We start from the raw sequence: 17,636 nt of genomic DNA, 5'->3' as shown, positions 1-17,636 counted from the left end.
ATGAGAGAGGCTCGAGGGAATGTCGCGGTAGCCAGATCTTTGTCAGCACCCGCCTCTGCGGTTCGTCCAAAGAGAGAGAAAAAGCCACTTTTGAAGGGGTTCACGGTTGGGGAGAAATTGCTGTATCTTTTCAGCATATTTATCTGTGTGGCACTTGCCATCGCGGTTATTTCAAGATACGTCGCCATTACAGAATTAAATGTCGCCGTTCACAAAACGGAGAAGAAGATTGAGGAGACAAAAAAGGTCAATGAAAATTTGAGAACCAAAAAAGAGGAATTGGGAAGTACCGAGCGCATCAGCAAGTTTGCAGAAAGCAAAGGTCTCAAGTTAAAACCTCCAAAAGTTTTGCCCTCGGTTCAGCCATGACATACTCAATGGTTGTTTACAAGTCTAATTAGAAAATGTTGTAGATTGGAGAGGCTGAATCTATGGGTCCACTTAAGAAGAGCAAAGAGCGTTCTCTTCTGATCGGGCTCGTTTGGACACTTTGCCTGGGTGTCATCATTCTGCGGTTACTGTGGGTTCAAACTATCAATTCCGATGAGTGGATTGCTGAAGCAAGAGAAAATTGGGTCAAAGAGGAAAAACTACGGCCACATCGAGGAAAGATTTATGACAGAACCAAAGAAGAACAGCTGGCTTGGGAAGTGGACGCTTATAAGTTTGGCGCTGCAACGGAAGAAGTCAAAAATCCCAAAAAAACAGCTCAAATCCTGGCTCCGCTTTTACAGATTGATGAGAATGTCCTGCTTGAGAAGCTGACCCAGGAGAAAAAATGGGTGGAGTTAAAACACGGTACAAAGGTCAAGTATCCGGAAAGTGTTTACAAAAAGATTACAGATTTGAGAAAGAAAGGGACCCTTACCGGTATTTACTCCTTACCTACTTCCCAGCGCAAGTACAATGGTGTTCAGGCTGCCCATGTGCTGGGCTATCTGAACATGGATGATAAGGCGATTGGCGGGGTTGAATCAAAGTATGACAAATGGCTGAGGGGAAAGGAAGGCTATATTAAGTATGTACAGTCGAAAGACGGAGTGATGCTCTCCGATCAACCTCAGGAAGACCGCCCCCCGGAGCACGGAAAAGATCTGGTATTAACCCTGGATTCCCAGATTCAGCGTCAGGTGGAGCGCAAACTGGATGAAGCGATCAAAAACTACGAAGCCACGGGCGGAACGGCGATTGTCGCTGATCCGAAAACTGGAGAAGTCCTTGCCATGGCCAGCCGGCCCACTTTTGACCCCCATCGGTATGCTTCAACCCTTACCAAAGAAAACAGGGGCAACAAGGCAGTGGAAAGCCAGTTTGAGCCCGGATCAACATTTAAAATTGTTACACTTGCGGCAGCAATTGAGGAAGGCATTTTCAATCCCAATGCAACCTTTCAATCAGGTTCGATTCGGGTAGGGGATCAAACGATTCGTGATTGGTACCCTGGTGGTTGGGGAACGATTACATATGGTGAAGGTGTAGAGTTGTCAAGTAATGTTGCCTTTGTAAAGCTTGGACAACAGCTGGGAGCGGAACGCCTGATCCATTACATTGATAAATTCGGATTTGGAGATATCACAGCCAAATTTGGCCGGAAGACAGGGATCGACCTGCCGGCAGAAGGAAACGGATACTTTTTCAATCGTCCTCCTTACCCTGCTGAATTAGCGACGACAGCGTTTGGACAGGGAATTTCGGTGACGCCGATTCAACAGGTGGCAGCCGTCTCGGCGATCGCTAACGGTGGCGTTTGGTGTCAGCCGCATGTGATGAAAGAAGTTTGGGATTCTGAACAGAAAAAAAGAATTAAAACTTTTAAACCAACAAAACATCGCATTATCAGTCAAAAGACAGCCAAACAGGTACGTGAGCGATTACGTGATGTCGTCAAAAGCGGGACTGCACAAGAAGCAGAGGTGCCCGGTTTCCGGGTGGCTGGAAAAACAGGAACGGCCCAAAAGCCGGACCCGAACGGACGGGGTTATTTAAAGGATAAGTATGTGGTCTCATTTATCGGTTTTGCTCCGTATGATCATCCTGATATCGTTGTTTATGTGGCCATTGATGAACCTTCTTCTGCTTATGGAAATGTGTCAGGTGGAACGGTAGCGGCTCCGGTTGCAAGGGATATTCTGAAAAATGCATTGCAGATCAGGCAGATCCAACCGAATAAGCAAATCGTCGATTTGTTAAAATAAAGGATCGCGGGCACCTGAATCTCTTCAGGTGCTATTTTTGTGGCTTTCTTTTGGTCAGTGAGTCTGGGAGTTTTGTTTGAAGAAAAGGAACTATCTTATGATTGTTTCAAACATGTGTTTTAAATATGTATTTCAATGAGTGTTTTTAATAAGTGTTTCAAATAAGTTGTTCATGATTGTGTCCAATAAATGTTTTTAATGTGTATTTTTAATTAGGGTATTCGCGTCATTTTTTTCCTTTCCGCCGAATAGGCTTGTCATAAGACATCCTTGAGGTGAGGGGGTGGGAAAGAGAGTGCGGGGGTTAAATTCTTTAGTTCGAAAACGCCTGTTTGTGGTGTTTTTGATCGCCTTTTTAGTGTTTTCTGCGTTACTGGGAAGGCTGGCCTATGTCCAGTTCTTTCAAGGGATCTGGCTTACGGAAAAGGCAAAGCAATTGTGGAACCGGGATATCCCCTTTGAGGCAAAACGGGGGAGGATTCTTGATCGAAACGGAAAAAAGTTGGCCTATAATATCAGCTCTCCATCGGTTATCGCGATTCCTGCACAAATTAAAGATCCTGCGGGCACTGCCAGAAAGCTTTCCCGAATTTTGCAGGCACCGGAGGATGAAATCTATAAGCTGATCACAAAACGAAGTTTAAAGGAATGGATCACCCCTTGGGGCAAAAAAATTACAGAGGAGAAAGCGAAGGAGATTCAAGGGCTGAGATTGCCCGGAATTGTGGTTACTGAAGACAGTCAAAGATATTATCCTTTTGGAACATTTGCCGCCCATCTTCTGGGATTTGCAGGGATAGATAATCAGGGATTGGCGGGGCTGGAACTTGTTTATGACCAACGATTGAGAGGAACGAAAGGATATGTTTCCTTTAGTGCCAATGCACGCGGCGAAGAGTTGCCGGGAGGAACGGATCACTTTGTTCCGCCAAGAGACGGGCTTGATTTAATGACAACCCTGGATTATTCCATTCAAGCCATTCTGGAGAGAGAACTGGATCAGGCTGTTGCCCAGTATCAGCCGGAAAATGTGCTGGCCATTGCCATGGATCCAAAAACAGGCGAAATATTAGGGATGAGCAGCCGTCCGACGTTTAACCCCGGCCAATTCCGAACAACCAACCCGCTCATCTACAACCGCAATTTGCCGATCTGGAAAACATATGAGCCGGGATCTACGTTTAAGATCATCACCCTTGCTGCCGCCTTAGAAGAAAAAAAAGTAAATCTTAAAGAGGGTTTTACAGATCCCGGATTTATCAGTGTGAGCGGTGTACGCTTGCATTGTTGGAAAAGAGGGGGCCATGGTCATCAATCTTATCTGGAAGTGGTGGAAAATTCCTGCAACCCCGGATTTGTCAATCTTGGGCAACGGCTGGGCAAAGAAAAGCTTTTTTCCTATATCAAAAAGTTTGGATTCGGTGATAAAACCGGAATTGATCTCAATGGTGAGGCTAGAGGGATTCTTTTTCGGGAAAGCCGGGTAGGTCCCGTCGAACTGGCAACAACTTCTTTCGGACAGGGAGTATCGGTGACACCGATTCAGCAGGTAGCGGCAGTAGCGGCAGCCGTTAACGGCGGGAAATTGATGGAGCCCCAATTGGCCAAGGCTTGGATAGACCCCGAGACAGGAGAAACGATTGATACGATCAAGCCGAAAATCAAAGGCAAAGTGATTTCAGAGGAGAATTCAAAATCAATTCGTTACGCCTTGGAAAGTGTGGTAGCGAGAGGAACCGGGCGCAAGGCATTTGTCGATGGCTACCGGATTGGGGGGAAAACGGGAACTGCGCAGAAAGTGGGGCCAGACGGACGGTATTTGCAAAACAACCACATTGTTTCTTTTATTGGCTTTGCTCCGGCTGATGACCCCAGGCTGGTTGTTTATGTTGCAGTGGATAACCCCAAAGGCATCCAATTCGGCGGAGTTGTGGCGGCACCGATTGTTGGTGATATTCTGCATGATAGTTTACGCTATCTGGGGGTGAAAAAGAGAACCAATCAGATACCCCCTGAAACAACTCCGCTCACGACACCGATCGTGGCTGTGCCCGATTTATTGGGACAAGATGTTGAAAAACTCAGATCCAGTTTGTATTCATTCCCTCTTAAAGTGTACGGCAAAGGGCAGATTGTGATCGATCAGATCCCTCATCCCGGACAACGGGTGAAAAAGGGGACAGCGATTAAGATCTATTTAGGAGACAATTGACCACTCCCCATGCGTACACGCAGGAGATTCTTGAGTAATTCCTGGTTTTTTCAAAAAATGTCAGACTTCTGAGAGGGTTAGCACCCTCCCTCGTCCGACGCTCGCTTTCATCCCCATAGGTGAATCGGGGGGGGGGGGGGGAGACTCGCTCGAAGAAATATAATCGGATGCTTGGCAAGCATGAGAAATGCAGAAAAACAGTTAAAAATCTGCTACTTGTCAGGTGTGTAAATGCTACGCGAAATATGTTAGAATCTTAGTTGCGAGAATTGCGCAGGATGAGGTTATTCATTTGTGTGATGGCTGGTAAGGATACAGCCGCCACCGCAGTAGTTAAGGCAGAACCTTATCCACGTGCAAGGTAGCAGATGAAATAGTTTATATCTTCTCGTGCCAGGAGCATGCCTGGCATTTTATCTTGTCTTTTCAATTTTCAAGGAATTAAATGACGCTAGTTTGGAACGTGGCTGGGGAGGTTTATCATGTTCTTGAAAGATTTAATTCGGCCGCTCGTCTTACATAAGCTGACCGGAGATCCTCATACGGAAATTCAGGGAATTCAGATTGATTCGCGCCAGGTGAAACCGGGTGATTTATTTATTGCTTTGCGTGGCTTTACCGTGGACGGGCATCGGTTTATTGCCCAGGCGGTGGAAAAAGGGGCGGCTGCGGTACTTGCGGAAGAACCGGTTTCACCGGGAGTGCCTGTCGTACAAGTCCCGGACTCCCGCCGGGCCATGGCGGTGGTGGCGTCTACTTTTTATCGCCATCCGACCCGGGAATTAAAACTGATCGGAATTACCGGAACCAATGGTAAAACCACAACATCCCATTTGATTCACCGGATTTTTAATGATGTTGGACACAAATCGGGCTTAATTGGTACGATCCATATGAAAATCGGTGACCGTACCTATAAGGTGAACAACACCACACCGGAAGCGGTCGATTTGCAGAAAAGTTTTCGGTTGATGCGGGATGAGGGTTGTGACTATTCAGTCATCGAAGTCTCTTCACATGCACTGGAAATGGGGCGGACACGTGGTTGCCGGTTCCGCACGGCTGTCTTCACCAATTTGACGCAAGACCATTTGGATTATCATGAGACGATGGAGGAATACCGGGCAGCAAAAGGATTGCTGTTTAGCCAGTTAGGCAACAACTACGCGGACCTTCCCGATGAAAACTCGTTTGCCGTTTTAAATGCGGATGATGATGCTTCCGCCTATTTTACCCGTGTCACTCCGGCTCAAGTGATCACTTATGGAATTGAAAAACCGGCTGATGTCCGAGCTGAAAACATTCGCGTCACTTCGGCGGGAACGGCATTTACTCTGCATACATACCAGGGCTCTGCAGAAATTCAGCTCAGGTTGATGGGAAAGTTTAATGTGTATAATGGTTTGGCGGCGATCAGTTCTGCTCTTCTTGAGGGAATCAGTCTGGAGCAGATCAAGCAGAGCCTGGAATCAATCTCCGGAGTGAATGGGCGTTTTGAACCGGTTCAGGCCGGACAGCCGTTTACCGTGATCGTCGATTACTCACACACTCCGGATAGTCTGGAAAATGCCCTGACCACGATTCGTGAATTTGCTCAAGGCAGAGTAATCTGCGTGGTGGGATGCGGTGGAGACCGTGACCGTGGCAAAAGGCCACTGATGGCGAAAATTGCTGAAAAGTACAGTGACCTTTCGGTGATTACCTCCGATAATCCGCGTACGGAAGATCCGGAAGCGATTATTGCAGATATGGTTGAAGGGTTAAAAGGAGTGGCAAAGAGCCGTTTTGTAACAATCACGGATCGAAAACAGGCTATTCATTACGCGATTGGGCAGGCGGAACCTCGGGATGTGGTATTGATCGCCGGAAAAGGGCATGAGACCTACCAGGAAATTCATGGAGTTCGTTATGATTTTGATGATCGGGAAGTAGCCAGAACAGCTATTTTTAATCGGCAGTCAAACGAGGGATCATGATGGAACGCAGATGTGATTGGATTGAAAAGGTGACAGGGGGGAGGCTGATCGGTGCGCCTTCCGACAAAAATCTGCTTGTGTGTGGTGTCTCCACCGATACCCGCCAAATCAAAGAGAACCAGCTGTATGTTCCGCTGACGGGAGAAAAGTTTGATGGTCACCAGTTCGCGGGACAGGCAATTGAACGGGGGGCCGCCGCAATTCTCTGGCAACAGGACCGGCCGTTGCCGGAACGAAGCCGGGTTCCGTTTATTCTGGTGGAAGATACGCTTACAGCTTTGCAAGAGCTTGCAAAAGCTTACCGCGAGGAGTCGGCTGTTCCGGTCGTCGCCGTAACGGGAAGCAATGGAAAAACGACGACAAAAGATTTAATCGCCTCCGTGTTGGGATCCAAATATCAAGTGCATAAAACACAGGGCAACCTTAATAACCATATAGGAGTTCCCCTCACTCTGCTATCCATGCCTGAACGGGCTGAGATTGCCGTAGTGGAGATGGGAATGAATCATGCGGGTGAAATCGCTCTGCTCTCCCGTTTAGCTAAACCGGATGCAGCGGTGATTACCAATATTGGTGAATCTCATATTGAATATCTCGGCAGCCGGGAAGGAATTGCCAGAGCAAAGTTGGAAATTAAAGAAGGATTGCGGTCTGACGGGCCTCTCATTTTCGATGGGGATGAACCACTGTTAGAAAAATACCTGACGGATGATACACATCCGCACGTAAGAATCGGTTGGGGAAACGACATGGATGAGAGCCCTGAAAACATTGAGATGAAAGGGGCGGCAGGCTTCACCTTTCGTTCTAAAAGCAAAAAAACTCTCTTCCGCCTTACCTTGTTAGGCAGACACAATATCAAAAATGCTCTATTCGCCATAGTTGTCGGCCGTCATTTCGGACTGTTTGAAGAAGAGATTGCCGCAGGGCTGTCCCGGGTTCAGTCGACAGGAATGCGTCTGGAGATGGTAACGGCCCAAAACGGAATGCAGATAATTAACGATGCCTATAATGCAAGCCCGACCTCTATGCGGGCGGCCCTTGATCTGTTGGCTGAATTGGAACCGCAACTTGAAAAATGGGCTTTGTTAGGTGATATTCACGAAATAGGGAGCCTTGAAGAGAATTACCACAAAGAATTGGGAGCTTATGCAATTCAAAAAGGGATTTCTCGCATTTATACAGTCGGGAAACGAGGCCGCTGGATTTCCGAAGGTGCCCGTGAGGCAAATCGGGATTCAGCACGATGGATTCAGCATTTTGCCTCCCTGGCTGAAGCTGGTGAAGTTTTAAACCAGAAGGGAAACTCCGGCGTATTATTGCTGGTTAAAGCTTCGCGTGCGGTTCAATTGGATCAAGTAGTGAAGAATTTAACAGAAGGAGAGTAGGAGAAGCAAAAATGGATAATTTATTAGATATTCGTTTAATTTTGATTCCGCTCGCTGTTGCTTTCGGAATCGGGGTGATTCTGGGACCGATGTTTATCCCCACCTTGAGGCGTCTGAAGTTTGGACAAAGCATTCGGGAAGAAGGTCCGGAAGCACATTTGAAAAAAGCGGGCACCCCTACGATGGGTGGAGTGATTATCCTCGCTTCGATCGTACTTACTGCGGTTCCGTTTAGCAGTTATGCATTGCTGGACTCCAGGGATCAAATGATTAATTTCGATTTATTCTTTTTAATGTTTGCCTTATTAGGTTACGGTATTATAGGATTTTTGGATGATTACATTAAAGTAGTTATGAAAAGAAGCCTTGGGCTGACGGCGAACCAGAAATTATTGGGGCAGCTGTTTATTGGTCTGGTCTTATTCTGGGTACTCCTCGAGGTTCGCACCAGCCCCAAGGCGTCGGACCCTTACATTTTTAGTGTCGATCTTCCTGGAACAGATTGGACGATCCACTTAAACTGGCTATACTTGCCGCTCCTGCTTGTGATGATGATCGGAGCGTCCAATGCGGTTAATTTGACGGACGGATTAGACGGGCTGGTTGCGGGAACGGCCGCCTGTGCTTATGGTGCATATGCCATTATCGGGTATCTGCAGAGCAATACCACCGTTACTATTTTTTCAATCTCTGTTGTCGGGGCATTGCTCGGGTTTCTGGTTTTTAATGCCCATCCGGCGAAAGTGTTTATGGGGGATACCGGGTCTCTTGCCCTCGGAGGCGGAATTGCGGCTCTGGCGGTGATCACCAATACAGAGTTGCTGTTGCCCATTATTGGCGGGGTTTTTGTGGTGGAAACTCTTTCTGTCATGATACAAGTAACCTCTTTTAAATTTCGGGGCAAACGGGTGTTTCGCATGAGTCCGCTTCATCACCACTTTGAACTGGTCGGCTGGTCAGAGTGGCGTGTTGTGACAACATTCTGGTTTGCAAGCTTCCTGCTTGCATTATTAGGAGTTTTTCTGAAGGTGGCTTTTTAGATGATAAAGGAAACGGAGAATTGGAAAGGCCGTCGTGTGGTGGTACTGGGGCTGGCCAGAAGCGGGGTAGCCGTAGCCAGATTATTGCATAAACTGGGGGCCAAAGTCATTGCCAACGACATAAAGCCCCGCTCCCAATGCCCGGAAGCAAGTTTGTTGGAGCAATCCGGGATTCCGGTGATCTGTGGGGAGCATCCTGACAACCTGATCCATAAGGAAGTGGATCTGCTGGTAAAAAATCCGGGTATCCCTTACCTGGCAAAACCGGTTCAACAAGCTCTTGAAAAAGGGATCCCGGTAATTACGGAAGTGGAAATTGCCGGGAGTTTAAGCAGAGGGCATCTGGTTGGGATTACAGGCTCCAACGGGAAGACGACAACCACAACCCTGGTAGGCAAAATGTTGCAGGCCGGGGGAATCGATGCCGTGGTTGCCGGAAACATCGGACAAGCGTTGACAGAAGTGGTGGAAGAATTAACATCTGACCAGTGGCTGGTGGCAGAACTCAGCAGTTTTCAATTGAAAGGAACCCGCCACTTTCATCCCCGGGTAGCTGCTTTGTTAAATGTAGTTCCCGCGCACCTGGACTACCATCAAACGATGGAAGATTATATCTCTTCTAAAGGGCGTCTTTTCCAAAATCAAACCGGCAATGATGTAGCTGTGTTAAATGCTGATTCGGAAATTTGCCGGCAAATGAGCGAAAATATTGCCAGCACCATCTGGTGGTTCAGCCGGACTCAGCAATTACAGCATGGTGTATTTGTCCGCAATGGACGGATTATGGTTCGCAGACCGGAACAGGTTGAAAAGATGAAGACTGTCACAGAAAAAATGTTGAAGTGGTATAATCATTCCGAGGAAGTTTCTCCGGATGAGCAACCCATTTTACCAGTGAGCGAGTTAGCCATGCGCGGGGATTTTAATCTGGAGAATGCGCTGGCTGCCACAGCAATCGCCCTGGCTTGCGGCTGTCCGGTTGATGCAATCCGGGAAACACTGCGTACCTTTCACGGAGTGGAACATCGCCTGGAATATGTTGCTGAGATCGGCGGAGCCGTTTATTATAACAATTCAAAAGCGACAAATGCGGAAGCGGCAATAAAATCATTACAATCCTTTGATGAACCGATCGTTTGGATTGCCGGCGGTTTGGATCGCGGAGTTGACTTTGCGGAGCTCGTTCCCGTCATGAAGGAACGGGTGAAAGCTGTTGTCGCTTACGGTCAGACTAAATCGATTTTTATGGAACGGGCGAAAGAGGCTGGAATTGACGAACGCCGGATGGTGCAGGATGTGAAAGAGGCTGTGGTGATAGCCAGCCGCCTTGCCGGGCCGGGAGATGTGGTTCTCCTGTCCCCGGCCTGTGCCAGTTGGGACCTGTACACCTCTTTTGAAGAACGGGGAAGCATATTTAAACAAGCGGTGCATAGTCTTCAAATATAGATAGCTTGCCCAATCTTGTAAGAGGTGAAACGCCCATGAACAAAATGAGAACGGCGCCCGATTTTGTGATTGTCGCAGCCATTTTTTTGTTGCTGGCGATCGGAGTCGTAATGGTATACAGTGCCAGTGCGGCTTTTGCTTACCACAAATACGGGGATAGCTTTTACTTTGCAAAGCGACAGTTACTCTTTGCCGCTTTGGGCGTTTTTTTGATGTTCCTGATTGCTAATATTGACCGAAAAAAGTTTGAGCAATGGGCTGCACCGGGTCTTATTCTCTGTTTTGTCCTGCTGGCTGTCGTTTTAATTCCCGGCGTCGGGATTTTGCGGAATGGCGCCAGAAGTTGGCTGGGGATCGGGGCTTTTAGCATCCAGCCGTCGGAGTTTATGAAACTGGCGATGATTGCGTTTCTCGCTAAAATTTTTTCCAGGCCGGGCTTTCAAATTACCCGGTTCACAAAGGGCTTTTTACCCGGTCTGGCTATTCTTGGAGCCGCCTTTGCCCTGATCATGCTGCAGCCGGATTTGGGAACCGGAACCGTCCTGGTCGGAACCGGTCTGATTCTGATCTTTGCTGCTGGGGCGCGAATGAAGCATATTGCCGGATTTCTGATGTTGGGAGCGGCAGGCTTTATCGGATTGGTTTTGGCTGCGCCCTATCGCATTCAACGGATCGTTGCATTTCTCAATCCCTGGCAGGACCCGCGTGGTGCAGGTTACCATCTCATTCAATCTCTCTATGCGATTGGCCCGGGCGGATTATTGGGATTGGGACTGGGAATGAGCCGGCAGAAACATCTTTATTTGCCAGAGCCGCATACGGATTTTATATTTTCCATTTTTGCTGAAGAGCTTGGTTTCCTGGGGGCAGGAACAGTCGTTATCTTATTTGCCGTTGTGGTCTGGAGGGGACTCCGGATTGCAATCAGTGCACCTGATCTGTTTTCCAGCCTGGTGGCAACAGGAATTACAGCGATGATCATGATCCAGGCGGTCATTAACATCGGTGTTGTCTCGGGGGCATTTCCGGTAACGGGCATTACCTTGCCATTTTTAAGTTACGGAGGCTCGTCTCTTACACTCACACTGGCAGCGGTCGGGATCCTGCTCAATTTATCCCGTTACACAAGAAGATGAACTGAAAAAAGCGAGGGGAAAATTGTGAAGCGCATCATGCTTTCCGGTGGGGGAACGGGTGGTCACATTTATCCGGCACTGGCTATTGCCAGAGCTGTCAAGAAAAGATATCCTGACGTAGAGATTGCTTATATTGGAACAGAGAAAGGTTTAGAATCTAAAATCGTTCCCAAAGAGGGGAATATTCAATTTTATACGGTGGAGATTCAAGGATTTAGAAGAAGCCTTTCCTGGGAAAATGTAAACACGATCCGGAAGTTTCTTCGTGCCGTGAGAAAATCCAAACAATACATAGATGAGTTTAAACCGGATGTCGTCGTGGGAACGGGCGGTTATGTAAGCGGACCGGCCGTTTATGCCGCTCATCAGATGGGAATCCCTACGTTAATTCATGAACAAAACGTTGTTCTGGGGCTGACGACGAAGTTCTTGTCCCGTTTTGTCGATGTGGTCGCCATCAGTTTGGAGGAGTCACAAAAATATCTGAGCCGTGCTCATCGGATTCTCTTTACCGGGAACCCGCGGGCAACTGAAGTGGTACAAGCCAATGCGGCTGCCGGAAGGAAATCACTGGGGATCACAGACCCCCATCGGCCCATTATTCTGATCTTTGGCGGGAGCCGGGGGGCAAAAGCGATCAATGAAGCAGTTTTGCAAATGATTCCCCGCATGAAGGAACTGCCTCAAGTCCAGTTTGTCTATGTAACCGGAGAAGTTCATTATGAAGAGATCCGTGCGAAGATTCCTCATGATGATTGTCCAAATTTAGATGTACTGTCATTTATCTATAACATGCCCGATGTGTTGGCGGCCACCTATTTGGTGGTTGGACGGGCAGGTGCTTCCACCCTGGCAGAATTGACATCCCTTGGTCTGCCGTCGATCCTTATTCCTTCCCCATATGTAACCAATAATCATCAGGAAGCCAACGCTCGCTGGCTGGAAGAACAAGGTGCTTCCAAAATGCTGTTGGAAAGCGAGTGTAACGGCGAAAGCCTTTGGGAAGAGTTGAAGAAAATTATTGAAAATACGGAAGTACACCATGCAATGAGCGAAGCCGCCCGCCGACTGGGGCGACCGCAAGCAGCTGAGGTGTTAGTGGATGAATTGGAAAAAATCGCTCTTACACGAGTTTCATAAAAATGAATCTGGTGCCAGTGGGCGCGCGTCACATAAAATGCTTACTGGCATAAACTATGTTAAAACAATCTCGGGTGGAATCAATCCGCGCTTGATCCAGTGAGGAGGGACGAATATGAAGAACCAAATTGCAGATGAATTAGCTAAATGCGGAGTAAACAATGTGCGAGTCAATGAACCATTGTCCCGTCATACCACATGGAAAGTTGGCGGACCAGCCGATCTGTTGATTTACCCCCGTAACAAAGAGGAACTGGAACGGGCAATGCAAATTGTGCACCAGTATCAATTGCCCTGGAGAGTTATCGGACGGGGTTCTAATTTGTTGGTCCGGGATGGCGGAATTCGGGGAGTCGTTTTTAAACTGGATGAGGGTTTTAATTACATCAAAGCAGACGGTACCCGAATGATCGCAGGTGGGGGTTACTCTACGATCCTCTTGGCGTCGATGACGGCCAAACACGGGTTAACCGGTTTAGAGTTTGCGGGCGGAATTCCGGGTAATGTAGGAGGAGCCGTTTATATGAATGCAGGTGCCCACGGCTCTGAAATCTCTGAAGTGCTTGTGTCAGCAGAAGTCCTGCTCGGGAACGGAGAATGGGTGACTCTTTCCAAAGAAGACCTCAAATTTCGCTACCGCACCTCCATCTTGCAAAATGAATTGCGTGGCATTGTAACCGAGGCCACTTTTAAACTGAGGGCTGGTGACAGGAAGGAAATCACTTCAGCGCTGGCCAGTTTCAAGGATCGTCGAAGAAAAACACAACCACTGCAATTTCCGTGTGCTGGCAGTGTGTTCCGCAATCCACCGGGTGACCATGCCGGGCGGCTCATTCAGGAAGCCGGGTTAAAGGGATTCAGGATCGGTGATGCGGAAGTTTCAACTTTACACGCCAACTTTATCATTAATCGGGGACAGGCGACAGCAAACGACGTTCTCAACCTTATACAGCATGTGATAAAAACGGTCGAAGAAAAGTATCATGTCACATTAGAACCGGAAGTTCAAGTGGTGGGTGAAGGGTAAAACGGAGGTGGCACTTTGGAGCACTTCGTCATCAAAGGTGGAAAGCCTCTGTCCGGCTCCGTTCGTGTTCAAGGAGCAAAAAATGCTGCTTTGCCCATTCTGGCAGCAACAGTATTAACGGAAGGAGTACATGAAATCAGTGATGTACCCGACCTTACGGACATTGCTGCCATGTGCTCCATCCTTGAGGCGCTCGGAGCCAAGATCAAACGAACCGGTACAACGATTCAAGTAGATACCTATTCCATCCAAAATACTCATATTCCGGATGAATTGATGAGCCAGATGCGCTCCTCGATCTTTCTTATGGGACCATTACTCGCACGCTTGCAGCAAGTCAGTGTGACACGTCCGGGAGGATGTGCGATCGGCAGCCGGCCTATTGATATCCACTTAAAAGGGTTAGCCAGGCTGGGCGCAACGATCATCGAGGACGATGGAGTGATTCATTGTTCGACATCGCAACTGACCGGCACAGAAGTACAGCTGGACTTTCCAAGTGTGGGGGCAACTGAAAATGTGATGATGGCGGCAGTGCTGGCAGAAGGGCAGACAATCATCACAAATGCAGCTCGTGAACCCGAAATTATTGACCTGCAAAATTTCTTAAACAAGATGGGCGCAAAGATCCAAGGCGCTGGCAGTTCAGTCATTCTAATAAAAGGAGTCAAGAAGCTCAAACCTGTATCACACCAGATTATACCGGATCGGATTGTGGCGGGAACGTTGGTGGCAGCAGTTGGAGCAACAGCCGGAGAGGCTATTTTAGAACATGTCATTCCCGAACATCTGAGCAGTGTATTGGGCCATTTGAAGCGAACCGGCTTACAAATAGAGGCTGAACCTGGACGTCTCTGGGTCCGGGGACCTGCTCGTTTAAAAGCTCTGGAGCATGTGATGACAGAACCTTACCCTGGTTTTCCTACAGATATGCAGCCACAGATGTTGACACTCCTGTCACTGGCAGAGGGAACCAGCAGATTGACAGAGAAAATTTTTGAATCACGGCTCAAACATGTGCGTGAGTTGGTAAGAATGGGTGCAGATTTGCAAGTGAACAGCCATATGGTTATCATTCACGGAGTTTCAAAATTGTCTGGAACTCATGTATCTGCTACTGATTTGCGTGCAGGAGCCGCTTTGGCAATGGCCGGGTTGGCAGCTGAAGGGACTACGATTTTGAGTGGAGTTAAACATATTGATCGCGGCTATGCCCAATTGGAAAAAGTATTTAGGCAACTGGGTGGTGAGATTAGCCGTAAAGAAACAGACTCCCCTTGAACTTCAAAATAACTGACAGAGCGGGGCGGGGTTTATGTTTATTTGCAGGACCAATGATTAGGGATATAATCCGAATGATGAGAAAATTGTTGTGTAAAGGACGCATAATTCTTACTGGTATGCCTTTACAGGAGGCAGGGGATTGTCAAAGCCTCTGATGGATCATCATTCTAAAAAAGAGGTTTGTACTGCCGGGGATGTTGGCGGTAAATTAGCAGGATTCCTCGATGATTGCCGGTCGGGGAGGAATGCTCTTTTTTGTTGGATTCTTTAATGGCACTACTTACCCGATACGGAGCTCACTTCGATTAGATGGAGCGGGTGACACAGTAGCACTTGACAGTGCCGCTGTTTTTTTATTTCCCCTTGAAAGGGAATATCCGTCACTGTTCTTAAAGGAAATTTTGTCAACAAACTGTAAGAAAAGCTTTCATATCTGCTATGATGAAATCAGGTGCTCAGATAGGCATATTGCTACAATTTCTTTTTGTGACAAAAGTTCTTTTAACCTTTTTAATTTGTGGTAATATATAGGGAAGATTTAGTTTTTGATCTATAACATCTGAATGGACAAGCGAGGAAGAAGAAAGGGGAAGTTAGCCATGGAAAGGCGGGTCCCACCTTTTCCTTTGCGGATAGGTAAAAAACGTTCCCCGTCTCCTTGGGTCTTTGGTTTCATCTTCTTGTTTTTTATGGGAATGTTGTTTGTCCTGTTCTTGCGTTCTCCACTCAGTGAGATTGAGCGGATTGAGATAACCGGTAATCAACTGCTGTCGGAGCGTGAAATATTGGACCGAACCCATATTGCCAAAGGAGTCTCTTACTTCACGGTCAGCGGCAGAGCAGCCGAGCAATCCCTGAGAACTTTACCAGAAGTCAAACAAGTGAAAGTGACAAAGGTTTTTCCCAATAAAGTATACATACATGTGCAAGAGAAACCTTCGACCGCCATTCTCAGCATAAAAGGCCAACAACTCCTTCCGATACTTGCAGACGGCTCGATACTTGCTCATCGTCCTGTTTCGTCAGTGCCTACTTCCATTCCGGTGTTCAGGGGATGGACGGCTTCCAATCCGCTTTTAAAAATAGCAGTCCGGCAGCTGGCGTACTTGCCAGCCGGGATCCGGCGCGAGATTGAGACAGTCAAGCCCGTCCCTGATCAAGCCGATCAAGTGGAAATCTGGAGCAGGCGAAACCACAAGATCTTTGTGAGAGCGTCTGATCTAAATGAAAAGATGAGCTACTATCCCTCTTTGATGAACCATCCCCGTGGTACCCTGTATTTACTGGAAAGCATCTGGTTCGCCCCTGACAAAGCGATCAGTGGCAAAAGTGAATAATTTATGGTGAATCTTGTTAATAATGTAAAAATATACAAATCAGTGGTATAGAAAAGTTGGGAGCTAAAAAGGGTAACACTTACCCATTGTTGAATATGGTTTGTAAGTGATTTCCTCCCTATCCCTATCTGGTAAAAAAAGAACAGCCACTTTTCATCATGAAATCGACTCTCGGGCAAGGAGGTGCCCAAGATTGAGCACTGAAGATTTCATCATTTGTTTAGACATTGGATCTTCACAAGTACGCGTTATCGTTGCAGAATACAACTCGGAAGGAACTACACACATTGTAGGTGTCGGAACAGCAGAATCCAAGGGGATGAAGAAGGGAGCCATCATCAATATCGACCAGGCGGTGCAATCTATCCGCAAAGCAGTAGATCATGCTGAGCGGATGGTTGGTATAGAGATTTCAGAGGTTTACGTGGGAGTATCGGGAAATCATGTGTCTTTGCAATCAAGTCACGGAGTAGTGGCGGTATCCAGTGAAGACAGAGAGATTAGCTTTCATGATATTGACCGCGTATTGCAAGCTGCTCGAGTTATTGCCTTGCCACCGGAACGTGCCATTATAGAAGTTGTCCCCAAGCAATTTATCGTTGACGGTTTAGATGATATCCGCGATCCAAACGGAATGATTGGGGTTCGGCTCGAAGTTGATGCTATTATTGTGACCGGAACCAAAACGATCATCCACAACTTGTTGCGCTGTGTTGAAAAAGCAGGCTTGAGCATTGCAGGAATGCTGTTCTTACCTCTGGCTGTCAGCGAACTATGCCTGTCAGCCGACGAAAAAAATCTCGGAGTCGTCATGGCCGATCTTGGAGGAGGCACTACTACGCTGACAGTTTTCCAACAGGGTCATCTTGTTGGAACATCGGTCATCCCCATTGGCGGTGAGTACATCACCAACGATATTGCTATCGGTTTACGAACTCATACCGAAGCCGCTGAGAAGATTAAGTGCAAACATGGAATTGCCAGTAGCGAACATGCTTCTTTGAAAGAAACCTTTCAAGTGCAAACGATTGGGACAAGCCGGGAGAGAACAGTCTCTCAGCTTGAATTGGCACAAATTATTGAACCGCGTGTCGAAGAGATGTTTCATTTGATTCGACAGCAAGTGAAAGCAATGGGATTTTCTGATGAACCTGCCGGGGGATATGTCTTGACGGGCGGTGTGATGGCAACATCAAAAATTATTGACGTAGCTCAAAAACAACTGGGTACTGCCGTTCGGATTGCGACACCGAAGAATATAGGGATGAAAGAGCCCTCCTATACCGGTGGCGTTGGGATGATTCAATATCTTCAAAAACGCGGCATTCCTCAAATTGCTGAACCCAGATCAGCACACGCACCCCGTCAAAAAAACCAGCGAGGCCCTTCCACATTTGAACGTGTGAAGAGTTGGTTAAGCGAATTTATCTAGGGTGCGGCAAGCATTATCTATGT

Annotated in this window: 14 protein-coding genes; all 14 read left to right on the top strand. The window is 47.5% G+C overall.

Annotated features, from left to right (window positions below; translation table 11 throughout):
* The 14 genes from ftsL (at position 1) to ftsA (ending at position 17,613) form a co-directional block, all read left to right on the top strand.
* Positions 1 to 369 (top strand): cell division protein FtsL, encoded by a 369-nt coding sequence (ftsL, locus tag I8U27_RS04865; protein WP_181751496.1) that lies wholly within the window; start codon positions 1 to 3, stop codon positions 367 to 369.
* A 62-nt stretch (positions 370 to 431) separates the two neighbouring features.
* Positions 432 to 2,195, top strand: coding sequence for a peptidoglycan D,D-transpeptidase FtsI family protein (locus I8U27_RS04860; RefSeq protein WP_181751495.1), 1,764 nt, complete (start codon positions 432 to 434; stop codon positions 2,193 to 2,195).
* A gap of 295 nt (positions 2,196 to 2,490) precedes the next feature.
* Complete coding sequence (locus I8U27_RS04855; protein ID WP_181751494.1) at positions 2,491 to 4,407, top strand: stage V sporulation protein D; 1,917 nt, start codon at positions 2,491 to 2,493, stop codon at positions 4,405 to 4,407.
* Positions 4,408 to 4,889: 482 nt separating this feature from the next.
* Complete coding sequence (locus I8U27_RS04850; RefSeq protein ID WP_181751493.1) at positions 4,890 to 6,383, top strand: UDP-N-acetylmuramoyl-L-alanyl-D-glutamate--2,6-diaminopimelate ligase; 1,494 nt, start codon at positions 4,890 to 4,892, stop codon at positions 6,381 to 6,383.
* Positions 6,383 to 7,771: a UDP-N-acetylmuramoyl-tripeptide--D-alanyl-D-alanine ligase gene (locus tag I8U27_RS04845; RefSeq protein WP_232345252.1), complete on the top strand. Its 1,389-nt coding sequence runs from the start codon at positions 6,383 to 6,385 to the stop codon at positions 7,769 to 7,771. Before I8U27_RS04850 ends, I8U27_RS04845 begins: the two co-directional genes overlap by 1 nt.
* Before the next feature lie 11 nt (positions 7,772 to 7,782).
* A complete protein-coding gene (gene mraY, locus I8U27_RS04840; protein ID WP_181751491.1) occupies positions 7,783 to 8,811 on the top strand; it encodes a phospho-N-acetylmuramoyl-pentapeptide-transferase in 1,029 nt (342 codons plus the stop codon).
* Entirely contained in the window at positions 8,812 to 10,257 is a 1,446-nt protein-coding gene (gene murD / locus I8U27_RS04835; protein ID WP_181751490.1) for a UDP-N-acetylmuramoyl-L-alanine--D-glutamate ligase, read from the top strand.
* A gap of 35 nt (positions 10,258 to 10,292) precedes the next feature.
* Positions 10,293 to 11,393 (top strand): stage V sporulation protein E, encoded by a 1,101-nt coding sequence (gene spoVE, locus I8U27_RS04830; RefSeq protein WP_181751489.1) that lies wholly within the window; start codon positions 10,293 to 10,295, stop codon positions 11,391 to 11,393.
* A 24-nt stretch (positions 11,394 to 11,417) separates the two neighbouring features.
* Positions 11,418 to 12,533, top strand: a complete 1,116-nt coding sequence (murG, locus tag I8U27_RS04825) for an undecaprenyldiphospho-muramoylpentapeptide beta-N-acetylglucosaminyltransferase (protein WP_309506114.1) — start codon at positions 11,418 to 11,420, stop codon at positions 12,531 to 12,533.
* A 115-nt stretch (positions 12,534 to 12,648) separates the two neighbouring features.
* Entirely contained in the window at positions 12,649 to 13,560 is a 912-nt protein-coding gene (gene murB, locus I8U27_RS04820) for a UDP-N-acetylmuramate dehydrogenase (RefSeq protein ID WP_181751488.1), read from the top strand.
* 15 nt (positions 13,561 to 13,575) lie between these two features.
* The gene (gene murA, locus I8U27_RS04815; RefSeq protein ID WP_181751487.1) at positions 13,576 to 14,841 is read left to right on the top strand and encodes a UDP-N-acetylglucosamine 1-carboxyvinyltransferase; all 1,266 of its coding nucleotides are present in this window, start codon (positions 13,576 to 13,578) and stop codon (positions 14,839 to 14,841) included.
* Positions 14,842 to 14,983: 142 nt separating this feature from the next.
* On the top strand, positions 14,984 to 15,115 hold the full coding sequence (locus tag I8U27_RS20910) for a hypothetical protein (RefSeq protein ID WP_258567759.1): 132 nt from the start codon (positions 14,984 to 14,986) through the stop codon (positions 15,113 to 15,115).
* Between the two features lie 328 nt (positions 15,116 to 15,443).
* Entirely contained in the window at positions 15,444 to 16,181 is a 738-nt protein-coding gene (locus I8U27_RS04810; RefSeq protein ID WP_181751486.1) for a cell division protein FtsQ/DivIB, read from the top strand.
* Between the two features lie 193 nt (positions 16,182 to 16,374).
* Positions 16,375 to 17,613, top strand: coding sequence for a cell division protein FtsA (ftsA, locus tag I8U27_RS04805; RefSeq protein ID WP_181751485.1), 1,239 nt, complete (start codon positions 16,375 to 16,377; stop codon positions 17,611 to 17,613).
* The last annotated feature ends 23 nt before the right edge of the window (positions 17,614 to 17,636 follow it).

Origin of the sequence: Paenactinomyces guangxiensis, assembly GCF_016055185.1 — a bacterium.
Classification (GTDB): domain Bacteria; phylum Bacillota; class Bacilli; order Thermoactinomycetales; family Thermoactinomycetaceae; genus Paenactinomyces; species Paenactinomyces guangxiensis.
Note: the sequence above shows the minus strand (reverse complement) of the source record. Positions and strands in the feature narration are given on the sequence as shown.